Consider the following 17,184-nt stretch of genomic DNA (forward strand, 5'->3'; position numbering starts at 1 on the left):
GCCTGCCTACGCCCAGGTTCCGCGATTGCCGGTGCCCGCACCATGAGGACCTTCGCCCTCTTCTCCGGGGGTTTTCCCTACCCCTGGGGGCGGGGTGCCGTTCGGGACGGATGTGGGCCGGGGAGCGTCTGGTCGGTAGTGACGTGTCCTCAAGCAAGCGGCCTGTTCGGCCGGTTGTCGCCGCGATGCGTCAGCTCGCCGGCGCCTCAGGCCCTCCGGCCCTCAGCCCTTCGTCGTCACCCGGGCCCGCCACGGCAGTTCCGCCGTCACCCGGGTAGGTCCGCCGAGCGGCGAATCCACCAGGACCTGACCGTCCACCGAGCCCAGCCGCTCCGCCAGGCCGGCCAGCCCGGTGCCGCCGTCCAGCCGCGCCCCGCCGCGACCGTCGTCCGCCACCCGTACCAACAGCCGGTCCTTGACCCGCCGGACCTCCACCGATGCCCCACGCGCCCCGCTGTGCTTCGAAACGTTCTGCAGAAGCTCCGAGACGGTGAAGTACGCGATCCCCTCGATGGCGGGGGCCGGCCGCTCGTCCAGGCTCACCGACGTCATGACCGGCACCGTGCAGCGTCCGGCCAGGGACGTCAGGGCGGGCCCCAGCCCGCGGTCCGTGAGGATCACCGGATGGATGCCCCGGGCCAGATCCCGCAGCTCCTGAAGCGCCAGCTTCACCTCGCCGTGCGCCTCGTCCACCATGGCTGCCGCCGCGTCCGGGTCCTCCAGCAGCTTCTCCTTGGCCAGGCCGAGGCCCATGGCGAGCGCCACCAGCCGGGCCTGCGCGCCGTCGTGCAGATCGCGTTCGATGCGCCGCAGGTCGGCCGCCGCGGTGTCGGTGACCGTCATCCGGTCCGACTCCAGTTCGGCGATCCGCCGCTCCAGTCCGTCGGAGGGCGAGAGCAGGCCGCGCGCCATCGCGCGGTCGACGTTCGCCAGTCCCCGCGTGACCCAGGGCAGGGTCGGCCAGCCCACAAAGAGCAGGACGAAGGTGACCACGAACGTGAAGATGGCCCATGGCAGCCGGACGAAGGCGAACAGTGCGTGCCGCCACGCCACGGAATCCTGCAGGGACGCCCACAGCCAGGGGAAGAATCCCCTGTCCCGTGGCCGCAGCGGGCTCGGTTCGTCCACCCGCACCCCGAGCAGCCGCCGCGCCCGGCCGCGCTCCAGCTTCCCGTACTGCCGGCACACCTTCAGGCCCGAGGCGAGCAGCGGCAGCCCGATGACGGTGACGGACAGGGCGAGCCCCAGCACGAGCCACACCACCAGCACCACGAACGCGAGTACGCCCAACGGGAAGTTGGACAGCAGATGCGCGATCTCCCGCCACGTCCAGGAGCCGAGAGGCGCTCGGGGCGGCGGGGGTGAGGTGCCGTCAACGGCGTCGTCAGCGACTGTGGTCCGGGAACTGTCGGTCATGGGCCTCAGATTGCCCGGCCGCGGCTGCCCGTGCCATGGGGTATCCGGGTTGGCGGCGGTGGGGTTTCCCCTACCCACACCCCGCGGCCGCTGCGCCAGGAGGTGGGGTCCGCGACGCCGGGAAAAGGGGCATTGGTGCAGGCCGGTGGCTATCTCGTTACCGCCGTGGTGGGTGCGGCGCGGCGACGGGACCGTATGGTGTTGCGGAGGAACGGGAGAGGCGAGGGCCGATGGCGCGGGGTGACGACAGCGAGTTGCTGCCGCCGGACTCCGTGCGGCGCCGCAGGCCGCGATACGCGCTGCGGGCCAAGGAACAGCGGACCCACCGGTGCTGGGGCGAAGCCTCCTCCGCCGGCCGGCGGACGTGCGCATTCCATCGGCCCGGAGCGGGTCCCGCGGACAAGAACACAGGGACCGCGTCGACATGGTGAGTGTGAGTACGGGCGTGAGCGCCGGGGCGGGACAGCGGGCCGGCCTCAGCCGGGTGACGCTGGTCGGGGACCGGCGCCGGATCGAGCTCGTCGTCCCCGCGCACGAATCCCTCGGGGCACTGCTGCCCGACATTCTCCGGCTGCTCGGTGACCGGGCGAGCGGCGACCCCGCCGCGCAACGGCTGATCACGTCCGACGGCGCGGTGCTCGCCCCGCACGATTCGCTGGCCTCCGCGAGGGTGGCCGACGGAGCCGTGCTGCGGCTCGTACGGGAGCAGGACGGCGTGTTGGCCCCGGCCGGACACGACCACGACCCCGCCGACGACGCGGCCGACCCCCTGGACGTCCGCGGCTGGGGATGGGGCGCGCGGAGCAGGGCCTGGACTGTGGTGACGGCGGGCGTGCTGCTCGCGGCGACCGCCGGCGTCAGCGCGGCCGCCTGGTACCCGGGCCGCGCCGCCGCCCTCTGGCTCGGCGTCGCGGCGGTGGTCCTGGCGGGCGCCGGAGCGGCGATCAGTGCGGTGACCGGCCGACCGGGGCACCGTGCGCCGGGCGTCGCGCTGTTGTTGCAGGGCGGCACGCTCGGTGTGGTCGCCTCCTGGCACGCGGTTCCCGGCGGCAGCGCCCGACTGGCCACCGTCGGACTGACCGTCGCGGCTGTGCTCGCCCTCCTCGGCCTCTGCACCCCGCTGGGACGCGGCGGGCTGATCGGCGCCGCGTCGGTCGCGCTCGCGGTGGGCGCCTGGGAGCTGGGCCTCGCGCTGACCGGCCCGGCGCAGGCGGGCGTGGCGCTCGGCTTCGTCTCCGTCGTCGTCCTCGGCAGCCTCCCGCGGCTCGCCCTCATCGGGGCCGGACTGACCCGGCTGGACGACCTGCGTTCCGGTGGCACGCCGGTCAGCAGGCACCAGGCGGCGGCCGCACTGGGCGCCACACATCGCGGACTCGCCCTGGCCACGGTGGCGATGGCCGTGTCGGCGGGCGCCGCGGGGGTGCTGGCCCTGGGGGAGCCGGGCGTCTGGACCGTACTGGTCGCGCTGCTGCTTGCCGGGGTGCTGTTCTCGCGTGCCCGCGCCTATCCGCTCGCGGTGGAGGTCGTCGCGCTGCTGGGAGCCGGAACGGCCGTGTGCGTACGGCTCGTTCTGCTGTGTGCGACGGACGGCGACGCGCCGGCGGGCGCCCTGGCCGCGCTGTGCGCGCTGGCGGCACTCGCGGTCGTGGTGCTGACGGTGCGTGTGCCGGAAGCCATGCGGGCGCGGCTGCGCCGGTGGCTGGACCTGCTCGAATCGACCGGCGTGGTGGCGCTGATCCCGGTGTCCCTCGGGGCTTTCGGGGTCTACGGCCTGCTGTTCGGCGCGTTCTGACCCAGAGGGCGGTGGAGGGATCATGTCGGTGGGTGAGGACGCGGGCGTCGGTGTGGGGGCCGGGTCGGACGCGGACGCGGGTCCGGGTGCGGGTTTGGGAGCGGGTGTGGGCGTGGGTTCGGATGCGGGTGGGCCTGTGGAGCCGTCGTCCGGGCTGTCTGAGCCGTCCGGTCGGTCGGAGTCGCCCGAGCCGTCCGGTCGGTCGGGTTCGCCCGAGCCGCCGGTTCGCGAGCGGCCGCCGGGGCTCCCGGAGCCGACCGAGACCTCCCTCCGGGCGCCGCTCCCGCCTCGGCCGGTGAGCCTTTTCAAACCGTCGGCGGCGCCGGAACGTTCCGGGACGTCTGACCTTCCCGAGCCTGCGGAAGGGCCGGAGCGGACTGAAGGGTTCGAGCAGGATCGGGGGCAGGGGCAGGGGCAGGGGCAGGGGCAGGAGCAGGATCGGGAGTGGGAGAGCCCGGTGTCGGGGCGCCAAGATGCCCGGCGTGACGGCATGTTGGATGACCGGGAGGGGGGTGTGAGTGCGGTGGATGTGATGAACGTGGCTCCTGAGGCACGTGAGAAGAGCGAGTGGAGCGGCATGGCGAACGAGGTGGCTGCGGTGGACGGCATGAACGAGGGCGCGACCGGGACCGAACGCGGTACCGGACCGCTTCCCCCGGCCCGGCCGACGCCCACGGCCGACGCACCCGCCGGACGGCTGCCCGCACCGACGGACGAAGCGCCGCTGCCCGCGCCGGTCGAGGAGCCCCCGGGGCCCGCGACCGCCGAGGAGTTCGCGGTGTCCGCGCCGACTTCCGGGGCCGAGGCGCCCGTCGCTCCGCGGCCCGCCGCCCCGCTGCCCTCGCCCGCTGCCCCGTCGCCCTCACCCGCTGCCCCTGCCGCCGCGTCCCGCCCGACGGGTGGGTTGCCGACGCCCTCCGGTCCTGCCGCAGCAGCCATGCCGCCGGATGCGGAGCCGTCGTCGCAGGTAGAGACACCTTCTGAGCCTGCGACTTCGCCTGAGGTTCCGTCTGTGACCCCGCCTGCGACCGAGACCTCAGGCTCGGCACCGACGGTGACGATGAAGGCGATGACCGCGACCGAGGCCGCTGGCTCGGCACCGGCACAGGCACCGGCAGCGGCACAGGCCTCGCTCCAGGCACCGGCCTCACCTCCGGCACCGGCCTCCACCCCGGCACCGGAGGCATCAACCCCGGCACCGGCCGACGAGTCCCCCGCCCCGGCGCCCGCGCCTCAGCCCTCCTCGTCAGCCCCCTCCTCGTCCGCCGCCGAGGCCCCGTTCCACTCCCCGTCGGCACCGGCGGCAGAGGTGCCGCCCTTGCCGCCGTTCCCCGCACAGCACACGAGCGCCTCGGCGCCCCCGGCCCAGCAGGCGAGCCCTTCGTCGCCCTCGGCGCCCGCGCCCGGGCGCTACGGCCGGTCCGGGTTGCCGGCGCGGACGCCCGTGTCCGTACCGCTCCTGCCGCCCGAGCTGGCCGACGGGCAGCCCAAGCCGCGCCGCGGCGACCCGCTGGGGCGGCGGGCCGGGCGGGCGCTGCGCCGGGTGTTCGCCTCCTCCCCGGCGGCCGAGACCGCCGCCGTCACCCGGGCCGCGCACGCCATCCAGCAGCCCGTGACCACCGGCCGGCAGATCGCGGTCTCCAGCATCCGCGGCGGCGCGGGCAAGTCCACCGTCGCCGCCCTGCTGGCGCTCACCTATGCGCACTACCGCTCCGACCCGGTGCTCGCCGTCGAGGCCGACCCGGCGCTGGGCACCCTGCCGCACCGGCTGGGGGCCCGCGAGGTGCGGTGGTCGGGCAGTGATCTCGCGCAGATCGTCGATCCTTCGATGCTGATCACGGATCTGACCGGCTACCTCCTGCCGTTCGCGGGAGGCGGCTGGCTGTTGCCCGGCAGCCAGGGCGCCATCGGGACCCGACTGGACCTCGACGCGTACCGGGTCGTGATGACGTCGCTGCGCCGTCACTTCTCCACCATGGTCGTGGACTGCGAGACGCTGCCCGCGGAGGTCGCACGCACCGCACTGGTGACGACGCAGGCACGCGTACTGGTCACTCCGGCGACCCCGGAGGGCGTGGCGGCCACGCGCTCCGTCGTGGACTGGATCGGCAGCCTGCACCCCGGGTTGCTGCCGACCACGGTGGTCGTACTCACCCACTCGTCCCCGGACGCCGGCGTCGACGTACGCAAGGCCGCCGAGCACCTCGGGGCCGGTGGCGCGGCGGTCCTCCCCCTGCCCTACGACCGCCACCTGGCGGCGGGCGGCGCCATCCGCACCGAGCTGCTGGGTGAGCGCACGCGTGAGGCCGCGGCGAGGATCGCTGCCGAGACGATGGACCGCGCGGTCTCGCGGGAGCGGGGCAGGCGGCAGCAGCAGTCGGCGGAGCTGCCGGGCGCGGTGCCGCAGCCCGCCGCGCAGCCGCAGTCGGCGGTGTCCTCGGCACCGGGCGCGGCGAGCCCCGGCGGAGTTGCCATGGGATACCCCTCCCCGCCGCAGGCGGCCCACGCCCCGGGGCAGTCACCCGTTCCCCCGCCGCAGAGCGGGCCACAGCACGGGCCGGCGCCACAGCAGCCCTACCAGTCTCACCAGCCGTACCAGTCTCAACAGTCGTACCAAGCTCGCCAGCCGTACGAGCCCCACCAACCCCACCAGCCGTACGAGCAGCCGTACCCCCAGCCTCAGGGGCAACACCAGCCCCAACAGCACCAGCCCCAACAGCACCAGCCCCAACAGCACCAGCCCCAACAGCACCAGCCCCAACAGCACCAGCCCCAACAGCACCAGCAATCCCCCTATCAGCAGCCGTACGGGCAGCCGATGCCGCAAAACGCGCAGCCCCACCAGCCCCCAGCTCCGCAAACCGGGCAAAATCAGGGCGCGCAGCACCCGTCGGCAGCACAGTCCCAGCCGCTCGCGCAGACCCAGCCGCTGCCGGTCGTCCCCGTCCCGGGGCAGCCGTCACCGGCCGAGCCCCTCCCGTCGTCGGGATCCGCGCAACGCCCGGCCACGAACGGGACGGGCAGTGCGGGCGAGAACCCTCCGCCCGGCGACGCCGCAGGCCCCGACCTGCGCAGTCCGTTCGACGGCGGCCCGATGCACTGAGCCGCGGTGGCCCCGCGCGCCGCGCGGGGCTTCTCCGCCGCCGCCGGGCGCAGGCCCCCAGGTAGGGCGAAGTAGGGACAAGCCCACCGTCGGCCTGACGCGGCTGCTCGGGGCACACGGGGCAGGGCCTAGACTCCCGTCCGTACAGATCGTCGAAGTCGTTGAACAAGCGCAGCAGGGAGCGAGGGGCGGACGTGCCGGACGCGACCGTACGCACCACCATCGCCGCGGACTATTTCCAGGGCTATTCGGTCGTGGGGATCATCGCCGTGATCGGCGTGCTTTTCGTCGCCGTGGCTTTCGGGGCCGGGCGGCTGCTGCGGCCCGTCGTGCCGACACCCGAGAAGCTGCTCACGTATGAGTGCGGCGTGGACCCGGTGGGCGAGGGCTGGGCACACACCCAGGTCCGCTATTACGTCTACGCTTTTCTGTACGTCATCTTCGCCGTCGACTCGATCTTCCTTTTCCCTTGGGCGACGGTCTTCGCGGCCCCCGGATTCGGCGGCGTGACGCTCGTGGAGATGTTCATCTTCCTGGGCTTCCTGACCGTCGGCCTGCTCTACGCATGGAAGAAGGGCGTCCTGGAATGGACGTGACCCCCGCCTCCGACGGCTCCGCAGCCGTGCCCGAGAGCTCCGCCCCGCAGTTCGTGCCGGAGCCGCGACGCCTGGGCACACTGGCCCGCCTGGCGCCGGAACCGATGAAGGTGGTCCTCAACTGGGGCCGCCGCTACAGCCTGTGGGTCTTCAACTTCGGCCTCGCCTGCTGCGCCATCGAGTTCATCGCCGCCTCCATGGCCCGGCACGACTTCATCCGGCTCGGCGTGATCCCGTTCGCGCCCGGCCCGCGCCAGGCCGACCTGATGGTCGTCTCCGGCACCGTCACCGACAAGATGGCGCCCGCGGTCAAGCGCCTCTACGAGCAGATGCCGGAGCCGAAGTACGTCATCTCCTTCGGGGCGTGCTCCAACTGCGGCGGCCCCTACTGGGACTCGTACTCCGTCACCAAGGGCGTCGACCAGATCATTCCGGTCGATGTGTACGTACCGGGCTGCCCGCCGCGCCCGGAGGCGCTGCTGCAGGGCATCCTCAAGCTCCAGGAGAAGATCGCACGCGAGTCGCTGGGGGAGCGGTACGCCCCGAGCGGCAGCGCACCCGCCGCCGGCGGACGGCCCTCGGCGGCCGCGCTGAGCAGTGGCCTGGTGACGCCGCCGGCCCCGCCGAAGGCCACGGAAACGCCGGCCACCGGCGACGCCGCGACCTCTGACGGTGCGACCACTGACACGCAGGGTGACGCCGTGACCGGTGAGGCGCCGAGTGGCAAGAAGACGGCGGGGGAGGAGCCCCGATGAGCGAGCAGCCCGAGCAGCCGGTTCGCTCCGAGCAGCCCAACGGGCCCGAGCAGCCCGGCCAGGCCGAGCAGCCCGACCGGACCGAGCAGGTCACGCCGGGCGAGGAGGCTGCGGCGGACGCAGCCGCCGCCGAGCCCGAGCCCGTCGTCGAGCCCGTCGTCGGCTGGCTGCCGCGGCCCGCGAGCGAGATCTTCGGTGCCGGTGCTTCGGCCGAGCTGGCGTACGACCTGCTGACGGTCGACGTACCGGTCGACGGCTGGCTGACGGCACTCACCGCCGCCCGCGACGACCTCGGCTGCACCTACTTCGACTGGCTGAGCGCGGTCGACGAGCCCGCCACGGGCTTCCGGATCTGCGTACACCTGGCCGATGTGGCGCACCCCGGTGCCGTCCGCCGGCTGATCGTCCGCACGACCGTGCCGCACGACGCCGCCGCGCTGCCCACCGCTGTGAACGTGTTCGCCGGTGCGGGCTGGCACGAGCGCGAGACCCACGAGATGTTCGGTGTCGACTTCACCGGCCACCCGCACCTCGTGCCCCTGCTGCTCCCGGAGAACTTCGAAGGGCACCCGCTGCGCAAGGACTTCGTGCTGGCCGCCCGTGTGGTGAAGGCATGGCCGGGCGCGAAGGAGCCGGGCGAGTCCGAGCACGGCGGCCCCAAGCGCCGGCAGATGCTGCCGCCGGGCGTCCCCGACCCGAACGAGTGGGGCCCGCTGAAGGGCCAGCTGCCGCCCGCGCCCGCGCGGCCGGCTCGTGGTGCGCGTGCGGCGGGTGCCGCCGCGGGCGAGCGTCCGGCCCGGCGCACTCGGACCGCGAGCGCCGGCTCGGCCGGCCAGCGCGCGGCGGCCGCCGACACCACGGCTGCTGAACCGACGGCCACCGAGGCGACGGCTTCCGGGGCGGCGAAGGCCGCTGCGGCAGAGCCCTCGCCGGCGGCCGAGCGCCCCGCGCGCCGTACGAGCGAGGGATCCGCCGGCCGTCAGCAGGCGGACGCGGCCGATGCCGGGGCGGCCGAGGCTGCCGCGGCCGAGGTCTCGGCACGCGAGGCGGCGCCGGCGAAGGAAGCCCCCGTCAAGGAAGCCGCGGCCACGGAAGCCCCGGCTACGGACGCGACCCCGACGGCGACGACCAACGGTGGCACTTCCGAGGACGCGCCCACCAAGCCTGAGCCGACCACGGACGCTCCGTCCACGGCCGAGCCGACCACGGACGCTCAGAGCAAGAGCGAGCCGAGCGACGCCGCCTCGGCCGCCGCCCCCCGCGCCTCCGACGCGCCGTGGCACCACGCGCGCCCCGCCTTCGACGACTCGAAGCCGGAGGAGAACCGGGAGCCGGAGCAGAGCCCGCAGCCGTCGCCGCACCAGCCGTCCGAGCCCGAGGCGCTGCCCCAGCCGGAACCGGAGCGCGACCCGGCTCCGCAGCAGGACAAACCCTCGGCCGCTCCCCAGGACCAGGCCGGCGAGCCCACGTCCGAACCGGAGCAGGCCACCGAGTCGGAGCAGGAGCCGCCGACGGCCCCCGGCCCCGGCTCCCGGCCCGACCCCGGTTCCCCGCGCCCCCCGACCACCCCCGAAGACCCGGCAGGAGGCAACGCCCCGTGAGCGACGCTCTCGACATCGCGCTGCGCCTCGTCGCCGTCTTCGTGATCTTTCTGGTGTTCCCGCTCGTCATCGGGCAGACCGAGCACAAGGTCATGGCGCACATGCAGGGCCGGCTCGGCCCGATGTACGCAGGCGGGTTCCATGGCTGGGCCCAACTCGTCGCCGACGGCGTCAAGTTCGCGCAGAAGGAAGACATCGTCCCGGCCGGCGCCGACCGGCGGATCTTCCAACTGGCGCCCGCGGTCGCCCTGCTGCCGTACCTCCTGGTCCTCGTCGCCATCCCCATCGGCCCCGGCAACGCCGTGGGACAGTTCGTCGACGCCGGCATCTTCTTCGTACTCGCCGTCATGGGCGTCGGCGTGCTCGGCTCGCTGATGGCGGGATGGGCGTCGGCCAACAAGTTCTCGCTGCTCGGTGGTCTGCGCACGGCCGCACAGCTGCTCGCGTACGAGCTGCCGATGCTGCTCGCCGCCGCGTCCGTCGCGATGGCGGCAGGCACCGTCTCGCTGCCCGGCATCATCGACGCCTTCCACTGGTGGTGGGTGCCGTGGCAGATCGTCGGCGGACTCGTCTTCTTCACCGCGGGACTCGCCGAACTGCAGCGCCCGCCGTTCGACATGCCGGTCGCCGACTCCGAGATCATCTTCGGTGCCTACACCGAGTACACCGGCCTGCGCTTCGCCCTCTTCCTGCTCGCCGAGTACGCCGGGATCGTCATCCTCTGCGCCCTGACGACCGTGCTCTTCCTCGGCGGCTGGCACGGCCCGTCCGGCGCCGACGGCCTCGGCTGGCTGTGGACGCTGCTGAAGACCGCGATCCTCGCCTTCGGCGTCATCTGGCTACGGGTCACCTACCCGCGCCTCCGTGAGGACCAGCTGCAAAAGCTCGCCTGGACCGTCCTCATCCCGCTCGCCCTCGCCCAGATCGCCCTCACCGGCGTCGTCAAGGTGGTGATCTCCTGATGGCCTCGGACAAGCAGCCGGCCCACAGCACGACCGGCCACAAGCCCGCGAAGAAGTCCGGCTTCCCCGGATCCGGACTCGCCAAGGGCCTGGCCGTCACCCTTCGGACGATGACGAAGCGGACGGTCACCCAGCAGTACCCGGACGTCCAGCCCGACCTCCCGCCGCGCACCCGCGGCGTCATCGGCCTGTTCGAGGAGAACTGCACGGTCTGCATGCTGTGCGCCCGCGAGTGCCCCGACTGGTGCATCTACATCGACTCCCACAAGGAGACGGTGCCGCCCGCCGCCCCTGGAGGCCGCGAGCGCAGCCGCAACGTACTCGACCGCTTCGCGATCGACTTCGCGCTGTGCATGTACTGCGGCATCTGCATCGAGGTCTGCCCCTTCGACGCGCTGTTCTGGTCCCCGGAGTTCGAATACGCCGAGACCGACATCCATGAACTGACCCACGAGCGCGACAAGCTCCGCGAGTGGATGTGGACGGTCCCCGAACCGCCCGCGCTCGACCCGGCGGCCGAGGAACCCAAGGAAATCGCCGCCGCCCGCAAGGCCGCCGACAAGCTCGCCGCCCAGCAGCAGGCCGAGGCGGACCGGGAAGAAGGACCACAGGAGACTCCCGGGGAGGGAACGTGACGCTCGCCGCCGCAAGCCACGGCTTCCTGTCGCCCACCGGCGTCGAGATCGCCTTTCTGCTCGTCGGCATCGCGACCCTCGGCGCGGCCGTGGTCACCGTCACCACCCGGCAGCTGGTGCACGCCGCCCTGTGGCTGGTGGTCGCCCTCGGCGGGATCGCCGTGGAATACCTCCTGCTCACGGCCGAGTTCATCGCCTGGGTGCAGGTACTGATCTACGTCGGTTCCGTCGTCGTCCTGCTGCTGTTCGGACTGATGCTCACCAAGGCGCCCATCGGCCGCTCCCCGGACGCCGATTCGGGCAACCGCTGGGCCGCGCTCACGGTGGCCGTCGCCTCGGCCGCCGCGCTGGTCTGGGTCGTCGTGGACGCGTTCCGCGCCACCTGGATCAACCTCGACGGCCCCTCCCAGGGCTCCACCGAGGTCTCCGGCCGCTCCCTCTTCCAGCACTGGGTACTGCCCTTCGAGGCGCTGTCCGTGCTGCTGCTCGCCGCGCTCGTCGGCGCGATCGTGCTGTCCCGCAGGGACAACGACGCGTCCACCGGCGGCAAGCCGACCGCGCCCGGGGCCGGCGCGCCCCCCGCCACGCGAGAGGACCAGCGCTGATGCATCTCGCCTACCCGGCGGTCCTCGCCGTCCTGCTGTTCTGCACCGGCCTGTACGGCGTGCTCGCCCGACGCAACGCGATCCTGGTGCTGATGTCCGTCGAGCTGATGCTCAACGCCGTCAACCTCAACCTCGTCGCCTTCGACGTCTGGCTGCGCGACACCCTGCACGCCGGCCAGTCCCTCACCCTCTTCACCATCGCCATCGCCGCCGCCGAGATCGGCATCGGTCTGGCGATCGTGCTGCTCGTCTACCGCAACCGCGGCAGCTCCGACATCGACCTGCTCCGCGACCTCACCGAGAAGGCGGGCGAGACGGACGGGGACACGCAGCAGCCGCAGCCGGACACCAAGGCGGAGGCCACCGCGTGACGCTCACGACCACCGCCGTCCTCGTTCCCCTCCTGCCCTTCCTCGGGGCCGTCGCGGGCCTCTTGCTGGGGCGCCGCTCGCCCGGCTTCGTCCGGCCGCTGGCCGTCCTGCCGACGCTCGCCGCGGCCGCACTCGCCATCGCCGTCGCCGTCGAACAGGGCGGTGGCCCGTCCACCGACGTCGCCACACAGCTCACCCCGACCGGCTCGATCCCCATCGACCTGGCCCTGCACATCGACGGCTTCGCCGCGCTGCTCGCCGTCCTGGTCGGTTGCGTGGCGACCTGCGTGCAGATCTACTCCACCGGCTACCTGCGCGACGACCCGCGCTACCCCTCCTACGCCGCGCTGGTCTCCCTCTTCACCTCCGCGATGATGCTCGTCGTCTACACCGGCGACCTGATGATGCTGCTGGTCGGCTGGGAAGTCATGGGCATCTGCTCCTACTTCCTCGTCGGCCACTACTGGGAGACCGAGGCCGCCCGCGCCGCCTCCCTCAAGGCATTCCTCGTCACCAAGCTCGGCGATGTCCCCTTCCTCTTCGGCATCTTCGCGCTGGCCGCCGACACCGGCACCTTCCGCATCACCGGAATCCTCGGCTCCGTCGCCCGCGACGGCCTGGACCACCCGACGCTGATCGCGCTGCTGCTGCTGGCCGGTGTCGCGGGCAAGTCGGCGCAGTTCCCGCTGCACACCTGGCTCCCGGACGCGATGGCCGGCCCGACGCCCGTCTCGGCGCTGATCCACGCCGCGACGATGGTCGCCGCCGGTGTCTATGTCGTTGCCCGTCTCCTCCCCGTCTTCGCGGCCTCCGCCGCCGCGATGGTCGTGCTCGCCGTCATGGCCGCGGTCACCATGGTCGGATCGGGTCTCGCGGCCCTGGCCCAGGACGACATCAAGCGCGTCCTGGCCTACTCGACCGTCGGCCAGCTCGGGTACATGACCGGCGCGCTGGCCGTCGGCGACCGCGGCGCGGCTGTCTTCCACCTCATCGCGCACGGCGCGTTCAAGGCCCTGCTCTTCCTCGGCGCCGGCGTGATCATCCACGCCGCGGGCACCAACTCGCTCGCCGCCATGTCCCGGATGAGTGGCCTGTCCCGGCGCGTCCCGGACGCCTTCTGGACCATGACGGTCGCGCTGCTCGCGCTCGCCGCGATCCCGCCGTTCGCCGGCTTCTTCTCCAAGGAAGCCGTCCTGGGCGCCGCCGAACACGCCGCCACCGGCGACGTGCACGGCATCCCCGGCGCCGCCGGCTGGACCGTCCTGATCTCCGGCCTGCTCACCGCCCTCCTCACCGCGGCCTACGCCACCCGCCTGTGGCTGCTCGCCTTCCGGGGCAAGGGCGCCGAGGCACCCGACCACGGCCCGCAGCCGATCGTCATGAACGCCGTGCTGTGGGTGCTCTTCCTCCCCACCGCCGCGCTCGGCCTGGCCGCACCCTTCCTGCCCGACTGGTTCGACGGGCGCTCGCTCACCCCGACCCTCACCACCTCCGTCCTGGGCACCGGCATCGCGCTCGTGGGCGGCCTGGTCACCTACGGGGCCTGGCGGCACACCACCGCGCTCGCCGCCCGCTTCCCCCTCGGCGCGGTCGTCGCCACCCCGGACGTCACCCCCGCGGTCGCCGAGGAGACGGCCATCGACACCCACGCCCCGGCCTACGGCGACATCGCCGCCGCCCCGGACCCGGCCGACCCCGGCCGGCTGCTCCTCGGCCGCCTGCACCGCCACGCGGCCGTCGGCTTCCACCTCGACGCCGTCTACTCCGCCCTGTTCGTCCGGCCCGTACGCGGCGCGGCCACGCTCGTCCGCTTCCTCGACCGTGAGGTAGTCGACACGTACGTGCGCGGCGCGGGCGCCGCCCCCCGCTGGCTCGGCGCCGCCGTCCGCCGCGCCCAGACCGGCAACGTGCAGACCTACCTCGGCGCGCTGCTCGCGGGCTCGCTCGTACTGGCCGTCGCCGCCGTCCTCGTCGCTACGGGCACGGGAGCCTGACCGATGCCGCACACTCCCGGGGCACGCGCCCCGCATCGCCGGCCGACGCCCCCCGCGGCCGGGCTCGCCGGAGCCGCAACCCTGAGGAGGGCCTGACCCGTGAACCCCACCGCTCTGCAGATCCTCCTCGCGGCCGTCGTCGTGCTGCCCCTGCTGGGAGCCGTCGGCGCTCTGCTGCCGCCCCCGCCCGGCCTGCGCGGACGCAACCCCGACCAGGCCGTACTGCGCCACGGCGTGACCGTCACCGGCGTCATCCTGGCCGCGTCCGTCGCGCTGGCCGTCGGCTTCGACCACGACCACCCGGCCCGTACGCAGGCCACCACCGACATCAGCTGGATCCCGGCGCTGGACATCCGCATCCACCTCGGCATCGACGGCATCTCGCTCCCCCTTGTCGTACTGACCGCGCTGCTGACCTTCCTCTGCGCGCTCTACAGCTACTTCCACATGCCGAAGGGCCCGTCTCCCAAGGCATTTGTGGCCCTGCTGCTCGTCCTGGAGGCCGGCACCCTCGCCACCTTCGCCGTCCTCGACCTGATGCTGTTCTTCCTCGCCTTCGAGATGGTCCTCATCCCGATGTACTTCCTCATCGCCCGCTGGGGCGGTGCGCAGAAGCAGGCGGCCGCTTGGAAGTTCATCCTCTACACGCTGCTCGGCTCCGTCGTGATGCTGCTCGGCCTCCTCCTCATCGGCGTGACTTCCGGCACGTTCGACATGGTGGCACTCGCCACTGACAACGGCCCGAAATCCCAGATCAGCCACACTGTCCAGCTGCTCGCGGTGCTCGCCATCGGCATCGGACTCGCGGTCAAGGCACCGATGTGGCCGCTGCACAGCTGGCTGCCGGACGCCCACACCGCCGCACCCACCGTCGGTTCGGTGCTGCTGGCCGGCGTCCTGCTGAAGATGGGCACGTACGGCTTCGTGCGCATCGCGCTGCCGATCGCGCCCGAGGGCATGCACACCTTCGCGCCGTACCTCGCCGCACTCGCCGCCATCGGCATCATCTACGGATCGCTCGCCTGCCTCGCACTGGTGCGCAAGGGCGCCCAGGGCGACCTCAAGCGCCTCATCGCCTACAGCTCCGTCGGCCACATGGGCTTCGTCCTGCTCGGCATCGCCAGCCTGACCCCCACCGGCGTCAACGGCGCGCTGTTCGCCAACATCGCGCACGGCCTCATCACCGGCCTGCTGTTCTTCCTCGTCGGCGCGCTCAAGGACCGCTACGGCACCACCGACCTCGACGATCTCGCCGGTGAGACGGGCGCGGCCCTGTACGGCAGGGCACCACGCTTCGGCGGCCTGCTCGCCTTCGGCGCCGTCGCCTCCCTGGGCATCCCGGGCCTGGCCGGCTTCTGGGGCGAGATGCTCGCGATGTTCGGCGCGTTCCGGCCGGCCGAGGGCCTCAGCCGCCCCGCCTTCCTGACGTTCATGGTGATGGCCGGCCTCGGCACCCTGCTGACCGCCGCGTATCTGCTGCTCGTCGTCCGCCGCGTCTGCATGGGCGGCTCGCTGCCCCACGTGGCACCCGCCACCGCATCGGGGGGAGCGGACGACACCGCCTCGGGGGAAGGGTCCTCCGCCGAAGCGGCCGCCCCGGAAGCCGCGGCCCCGGCCGCGCCCCTCATCCCCGACATCGCACGCTACGAATACGCGGCCTGGACCCCCCTCGCCGCGCTCACCGTCCTCGCCGGACTGTGGCCCGCGGCCCTCCTCGGCCTCACCGACCCGGCCGTCCAGCAGCTCCTCGGAGGCGGTAAGTGATGAGCTCGATGACCTCCCTGGTCCAGTCCGTCGACTGGCTCGCCGTCGCGCCGCCCACCATCGCCGCGGCGGTCGCCCTGGTGGTGCTCGTCGCCGACCTGTTCCTCCCGGTGGCCAGGAAGCCGCTGCTGGGCTGGATCGCGACCGCGGGCCTCGCCCTCGCCGCGCTCTCCCTGCTGCCCCTCCTGGGCGACGACCGCCGCACCTTCTGCCTCACCGGTGACCCGGACGTGTGCAGTTACGTGGCCGACCCCTTCGCCCTCGTCATCCAATTCCTGGTGCTGGCCGGCGCGTTGCTCACCGCCCTGCTGTCGATCGACACCATCAAGGACCACGACCTGCCCGCCGGCGAGTACTGGTTCCTGCTGCTCTCCTCCGCGGCCGGCGCCGCCCTGCTGCCCGCCTCCAGGGACCTCGCGACCCTCGTCATCGCCCTCGAGGTCGCCTCCCTGCCCGCCTTCGCGCTGGTCGGACTGCGGCGCGGCGACCGCCTCTCCTCCGAGGCCGCGCTGAAGTTCTTCCTGTCCTCGGTGGCGGCCACCGCGGTGATGCTGCTCGGCGTGAGCTTCCTGTACGCGGCCACCGGCAGCATGCACCTCGCCCGGGTGGCGCAGACCCTCACCGACCTCCCCGACCCCCGGCTGGCCACCCTCGCCACCGCCGGCGTGGCCCTCACCCTGGTCGGCTTCGCCTTCAAGACCGCGGCCGCGCCTTTCCACTTCTGGGTGCCGGACACCTATGTCGGCGCGCCCCTCCCGATCGCCGCGTACCTCTCGGTCATCGGCAAGGCGGTCGGCTTCTCCGGCCTGATCCTGGTGGCGATCGAGGGCTTCCCCTCGTACGCGCACGTATGGGGCCCGGCCCTGGCCGTCATCGCCGCGCTCACCATGACCGTGGGCAACGTCGCGGCGCTCCGACAGAAGCCGGACCGGGCGCACAGCGCCGTCCGGCTGCTCGCCTGGTCCTCGGTCGGTCAGGCCGGCTACCTCCTGGTCCCCATCGGGGCTGCCGGATACGCCGACGATCCGGCGCGGGCCATCGGCTCCACGGTCGCCTACGCGCTGATGTACGCGGCGGTGAACCTCGGCGCCTTCGCCGTCGCCGCCCTGGTGGCGCGCACAAGCCCGGCCAACCGCATCAGCGACTACCGCGGCCTGTACGCCCGGCGCCCGCTGGCCGCCCTCGCCCTCGGCTTCTTCCTGCTCTGCCTCGCCGGACTGCCGCCGGGCATCATCGGCCTGTTCGCCAAGGTCACGGTCTTCTCCGTGGCCGTCGACGCGGGCCTGGGCTGGCTCGCGGTGATCATGGCCGTCAACGTCGTGATCGCGCTCTACTACTACCTCCAGTGGACCGCGGTCCTCTTCCGGGGCCCCGCGACCACCAAGGACCTGGCCGCGCAGGCGGCGGACGGAGCACCGGCCCCGCAGCCGGCCCGCCCCCGGATCCCGGCGGCTCTCACCGCCGCCATCGCCCTCGCCACGGTCCTCGGCATCGCGCTCTCCGGCGCCCCGCAGCTCGTCCTGCGCTTCGCCTCCGGGTCCCTGCTCTAGCCGAAGCGGCCCGGCCGCAGCCGAAGCGAACCAGCCGAAA

General features: G+C 73.2%; 13 protein-coding genes. 12 read left to right on the top strand and 1 reads right to left on the bottom strand.

The genetic code is table 11. From position 1 onward, the window contains the following. Positions 1 to 222 precede the first annotated feature (222 nt). Complete coding sequence (locus ACH4FH_RS00660) at positions 223 to 1,416, bottom strand: sensor histidine kinase (protein ID WP_398553548.1); 1,194 nt, start codon at positions 1,414 to 1,416, stop codon at positions 223 to 225. Positions 1,417 to 1,840: 424 nt separating this feature from the next. Here ACH4FH_RS00660 and ACH4FH_RS00665 point away from each other — a divergent pair, with 424 nt between their 5' ends. The 12 genes from ACH4FH_RS00665 (at position 1,841) to ACH4FH_RS00720 (ending at position 17,144) form a co-directional block, all read left to right on the top strand. Beyond that, positions 1,841 to 3,208, top strand: coding sequence for an EsaB/YukD family protein (locus ACH4FH_RS00665; protein ID WP_398553549.1), 1,368 nt, complete (start codon positions 1,841 to 1,843; stop codon positions 3,206 to 3,208). 1,444 nt (positions 3,209 to 4,652) lie between these two features. Next, positions 4,653 to 6,311, top strand: coding sequence for a hypothetical protein (locus ACH4FH_RS00670; RefSeq protein WP_398553550.1), 1,659 nt, complete (start codon positions 4,653 to 4,655; stop codon positions 6,309 to 6,311). 194 nt (positions 6,312 to 6,505) lie between these two features. Beyond that, positions 6,506 to 6,907, top strand: a complete 402-nt coding sequence (locus ACH4FH_RS00675) for an NADH-quinone oxidoreductase subunit A (protein WP_393892740.1) — start codon at positions 6,506 to 6,508, stop codon at positions 6,905 to 6,907. Then, the gene (gene nuoB / locus ACH4FH_RS00680) at positions 6,898 to 7,662 is read left to right on the top strand and encodes an NADH-quinone oxidoreductase subunit NuoB (RefSeq protein ID WP_398553551.1); all 765 of its coding nucleotides are present in this window, start codon (positions 6,898 to 6,900) and stop codon (positions 7,660 to 7,662) included. The genes ACH4FH_RS00675 and nuoB overlap by 10 nt, the downstream gene beginning before the upstream one ends. Then, positions 7,659 to 9,263 carry an NADH-quinone oxidoreductase subunit C gene (locus ACH4FH_RS00685; RefSeq protein WP_398553552.1) on the top strand — a complete coding sequence of 535 codons (1,605 nt, stop codon included), beginning with the start codon at positions 7,659 to 7,661 and terminating at the stop codon, positions 9,261 to 9,263. The genes nuoB and ACH4FH_RS00685 overlap by 4 nt, the downstream gene beginning before the upstream one ends. Beyond that, positions 9,260 to 10,225: an NADH-quinone oxidoreductase subunit H gene (locus ACH4FH_RS00690; RefSeq protein WP_398553553.1), complete on the top strand. Its 966-nt coding sequence runs from the start codon at positions 9,260 to 9,262 to the stop codon at positions 10,223 to 10,225. Before ACH4FH_RS00685 ends, ACH4FH_RS00690 begins: the two co-directional genes overlap by 4 nt. 110 nt (positions 10,226 to 10,335) lie before the next feature. After that, complete coding sequence (locus tag ACH4FH_RS00695; RefSeq protein WP_398553960.1) at positions 10,336 to 10,860, top strand: NuoI/complex I 23 kDa subunit family protein; 525 nt, start codon at positions 10,336 to 10,338, stop codon at positions 10,858 to 10,860. Further along, positions 10,857 to 11,465 carry an NADH-quinone oxidoreductase subunit J gene (locus ACH4FH_RS00700; protein WP_398553554.1) on the top strand — a complete coding sequence of 203 codons (609 nt, stop codon included), beginning with the start codon at positions 10,857 to 10,859 and terminating at the stop codon, positions 11,463 to 11,465. Before ACH4FH_RS00695 ends, ACH4FH_RS00700 begins: the two co-directional genes overlap by 4 nt. Further along, complete coding sequence (gene nuoK / locus ACH4FH_RS00705; protein WP_398553555.1) at positions 11,465 to 11,836, top strand: NADH-quinone oxidoreductase subunit NuoK; 372 nt, start codon at positions 11,465 to 11,467, stop codon at positions 11,834 to 11,836. Before ACH4FH_RS00700 ends, nuoK begins: the two co-directional genes overlap by 1 nt. Continuing rightward, complete coding sequence (locus tag ACH4FH_RS00710) at positions 11,833 to 13,830, top strand: NADH-quinone oxidoreductase subunit L (protein WP_398553556.1); 1,998 nt, start codon at positions 11,833 to 11,835, stop codon at positions 13,828 to 13,830. The genes nuoK and ACH4FH_RS00710 overlap by 4 nt, the downstream gene beginning before the upstream one ends. A 99-nt stretch (positions 13,831 to 13,929) precedes the next feature. Further along, on the top strand, positions 13,930 to 15,594 hold the full coding sequence (locus tag ACH4FH_RS00715; protein WP_398553557.1) for a NuoM family protein: 1,665 nt from the start codon (positions 13,930 to 13,932) through the stop codon (positions 15,592 to 15,594). After that, positions 15,594 to 17,144 carry an NADH-quinone oxidoreductase subunit N gene (locus ACH4FH_RS00720; protein WP_398553558.1) on the top strand — a complete coding sequence of 517 codons (1,551 nt, stop codon included), beginning with the start codon at positions 15,594 to 15,596 and terminating at the stop codon, positions 17,142 to 17,144. Before ACH4FH_RS00715 ends, ACH4FH_RS00720 begins: the two co-directional genes overlap by 1 nt. Positions 17,145 to 17,184 lie beyond the last annotated feature (40 nt).

This window comes from Streptomyces sp. NPDC017993 (assembly GCF_044328065.1).
Lineage (GTDB): Bacteria > Actinomycetota > Actinomycetes > Streptomycetales > Streptomycetaceae > Streptomyces.

Coding starts and splice junctions, on each gene's coding strand:
- ACH4FH_RS00660 (WP_398553548.1), bottom strand. CDS start 1,416: ATGACCGACAGTTCCCGGACCACAGTCGCTGACGACGCCGTTGACGGC.
- ACH4FH_RS00665 (WP_398553549.1), top strand. CDS start 1,841: ATGGTGAGTGTGAGTACGGGCGTGAGCGCCGGGGCGGGACAGCGGGCC.
- nuoB (WP_398553551.1), top strand. CDS start 6,898: ATGGACGTGACCCCCGCCTCCGACGGCTCCGCAGCCGTGCCCGAGAGC.
- ACH4FH_RS00685 (WP_398553552.1), top strand. CDS start 7,659: ATGAGCGAGCAGCCCGAGCAGCCGGTTCGCTCCGAGCAGCCCAACGGG.
- ACH4FH_RS00695 (WP_398553960.1), top strand. CDS start 10,336: ATGACGAAGCGGACGGTCACCCAGCAGTACCCGGACGTCCAGCCCGAC.
- nuoK (WP_398553555.1), top strand. CDS start 11,465: ATGCATCTCGCCTACCCGGCGGTCCTCGCCGTCCTGCTGTTCTGCACC.
- ACH4FH_RS00720 (WP_398553558.1), top strand. CDS start 15,594: ATGAGCTCGATGACCTCCCTGGTCCAGTCCGTCGACTGGCTCGCCGTC.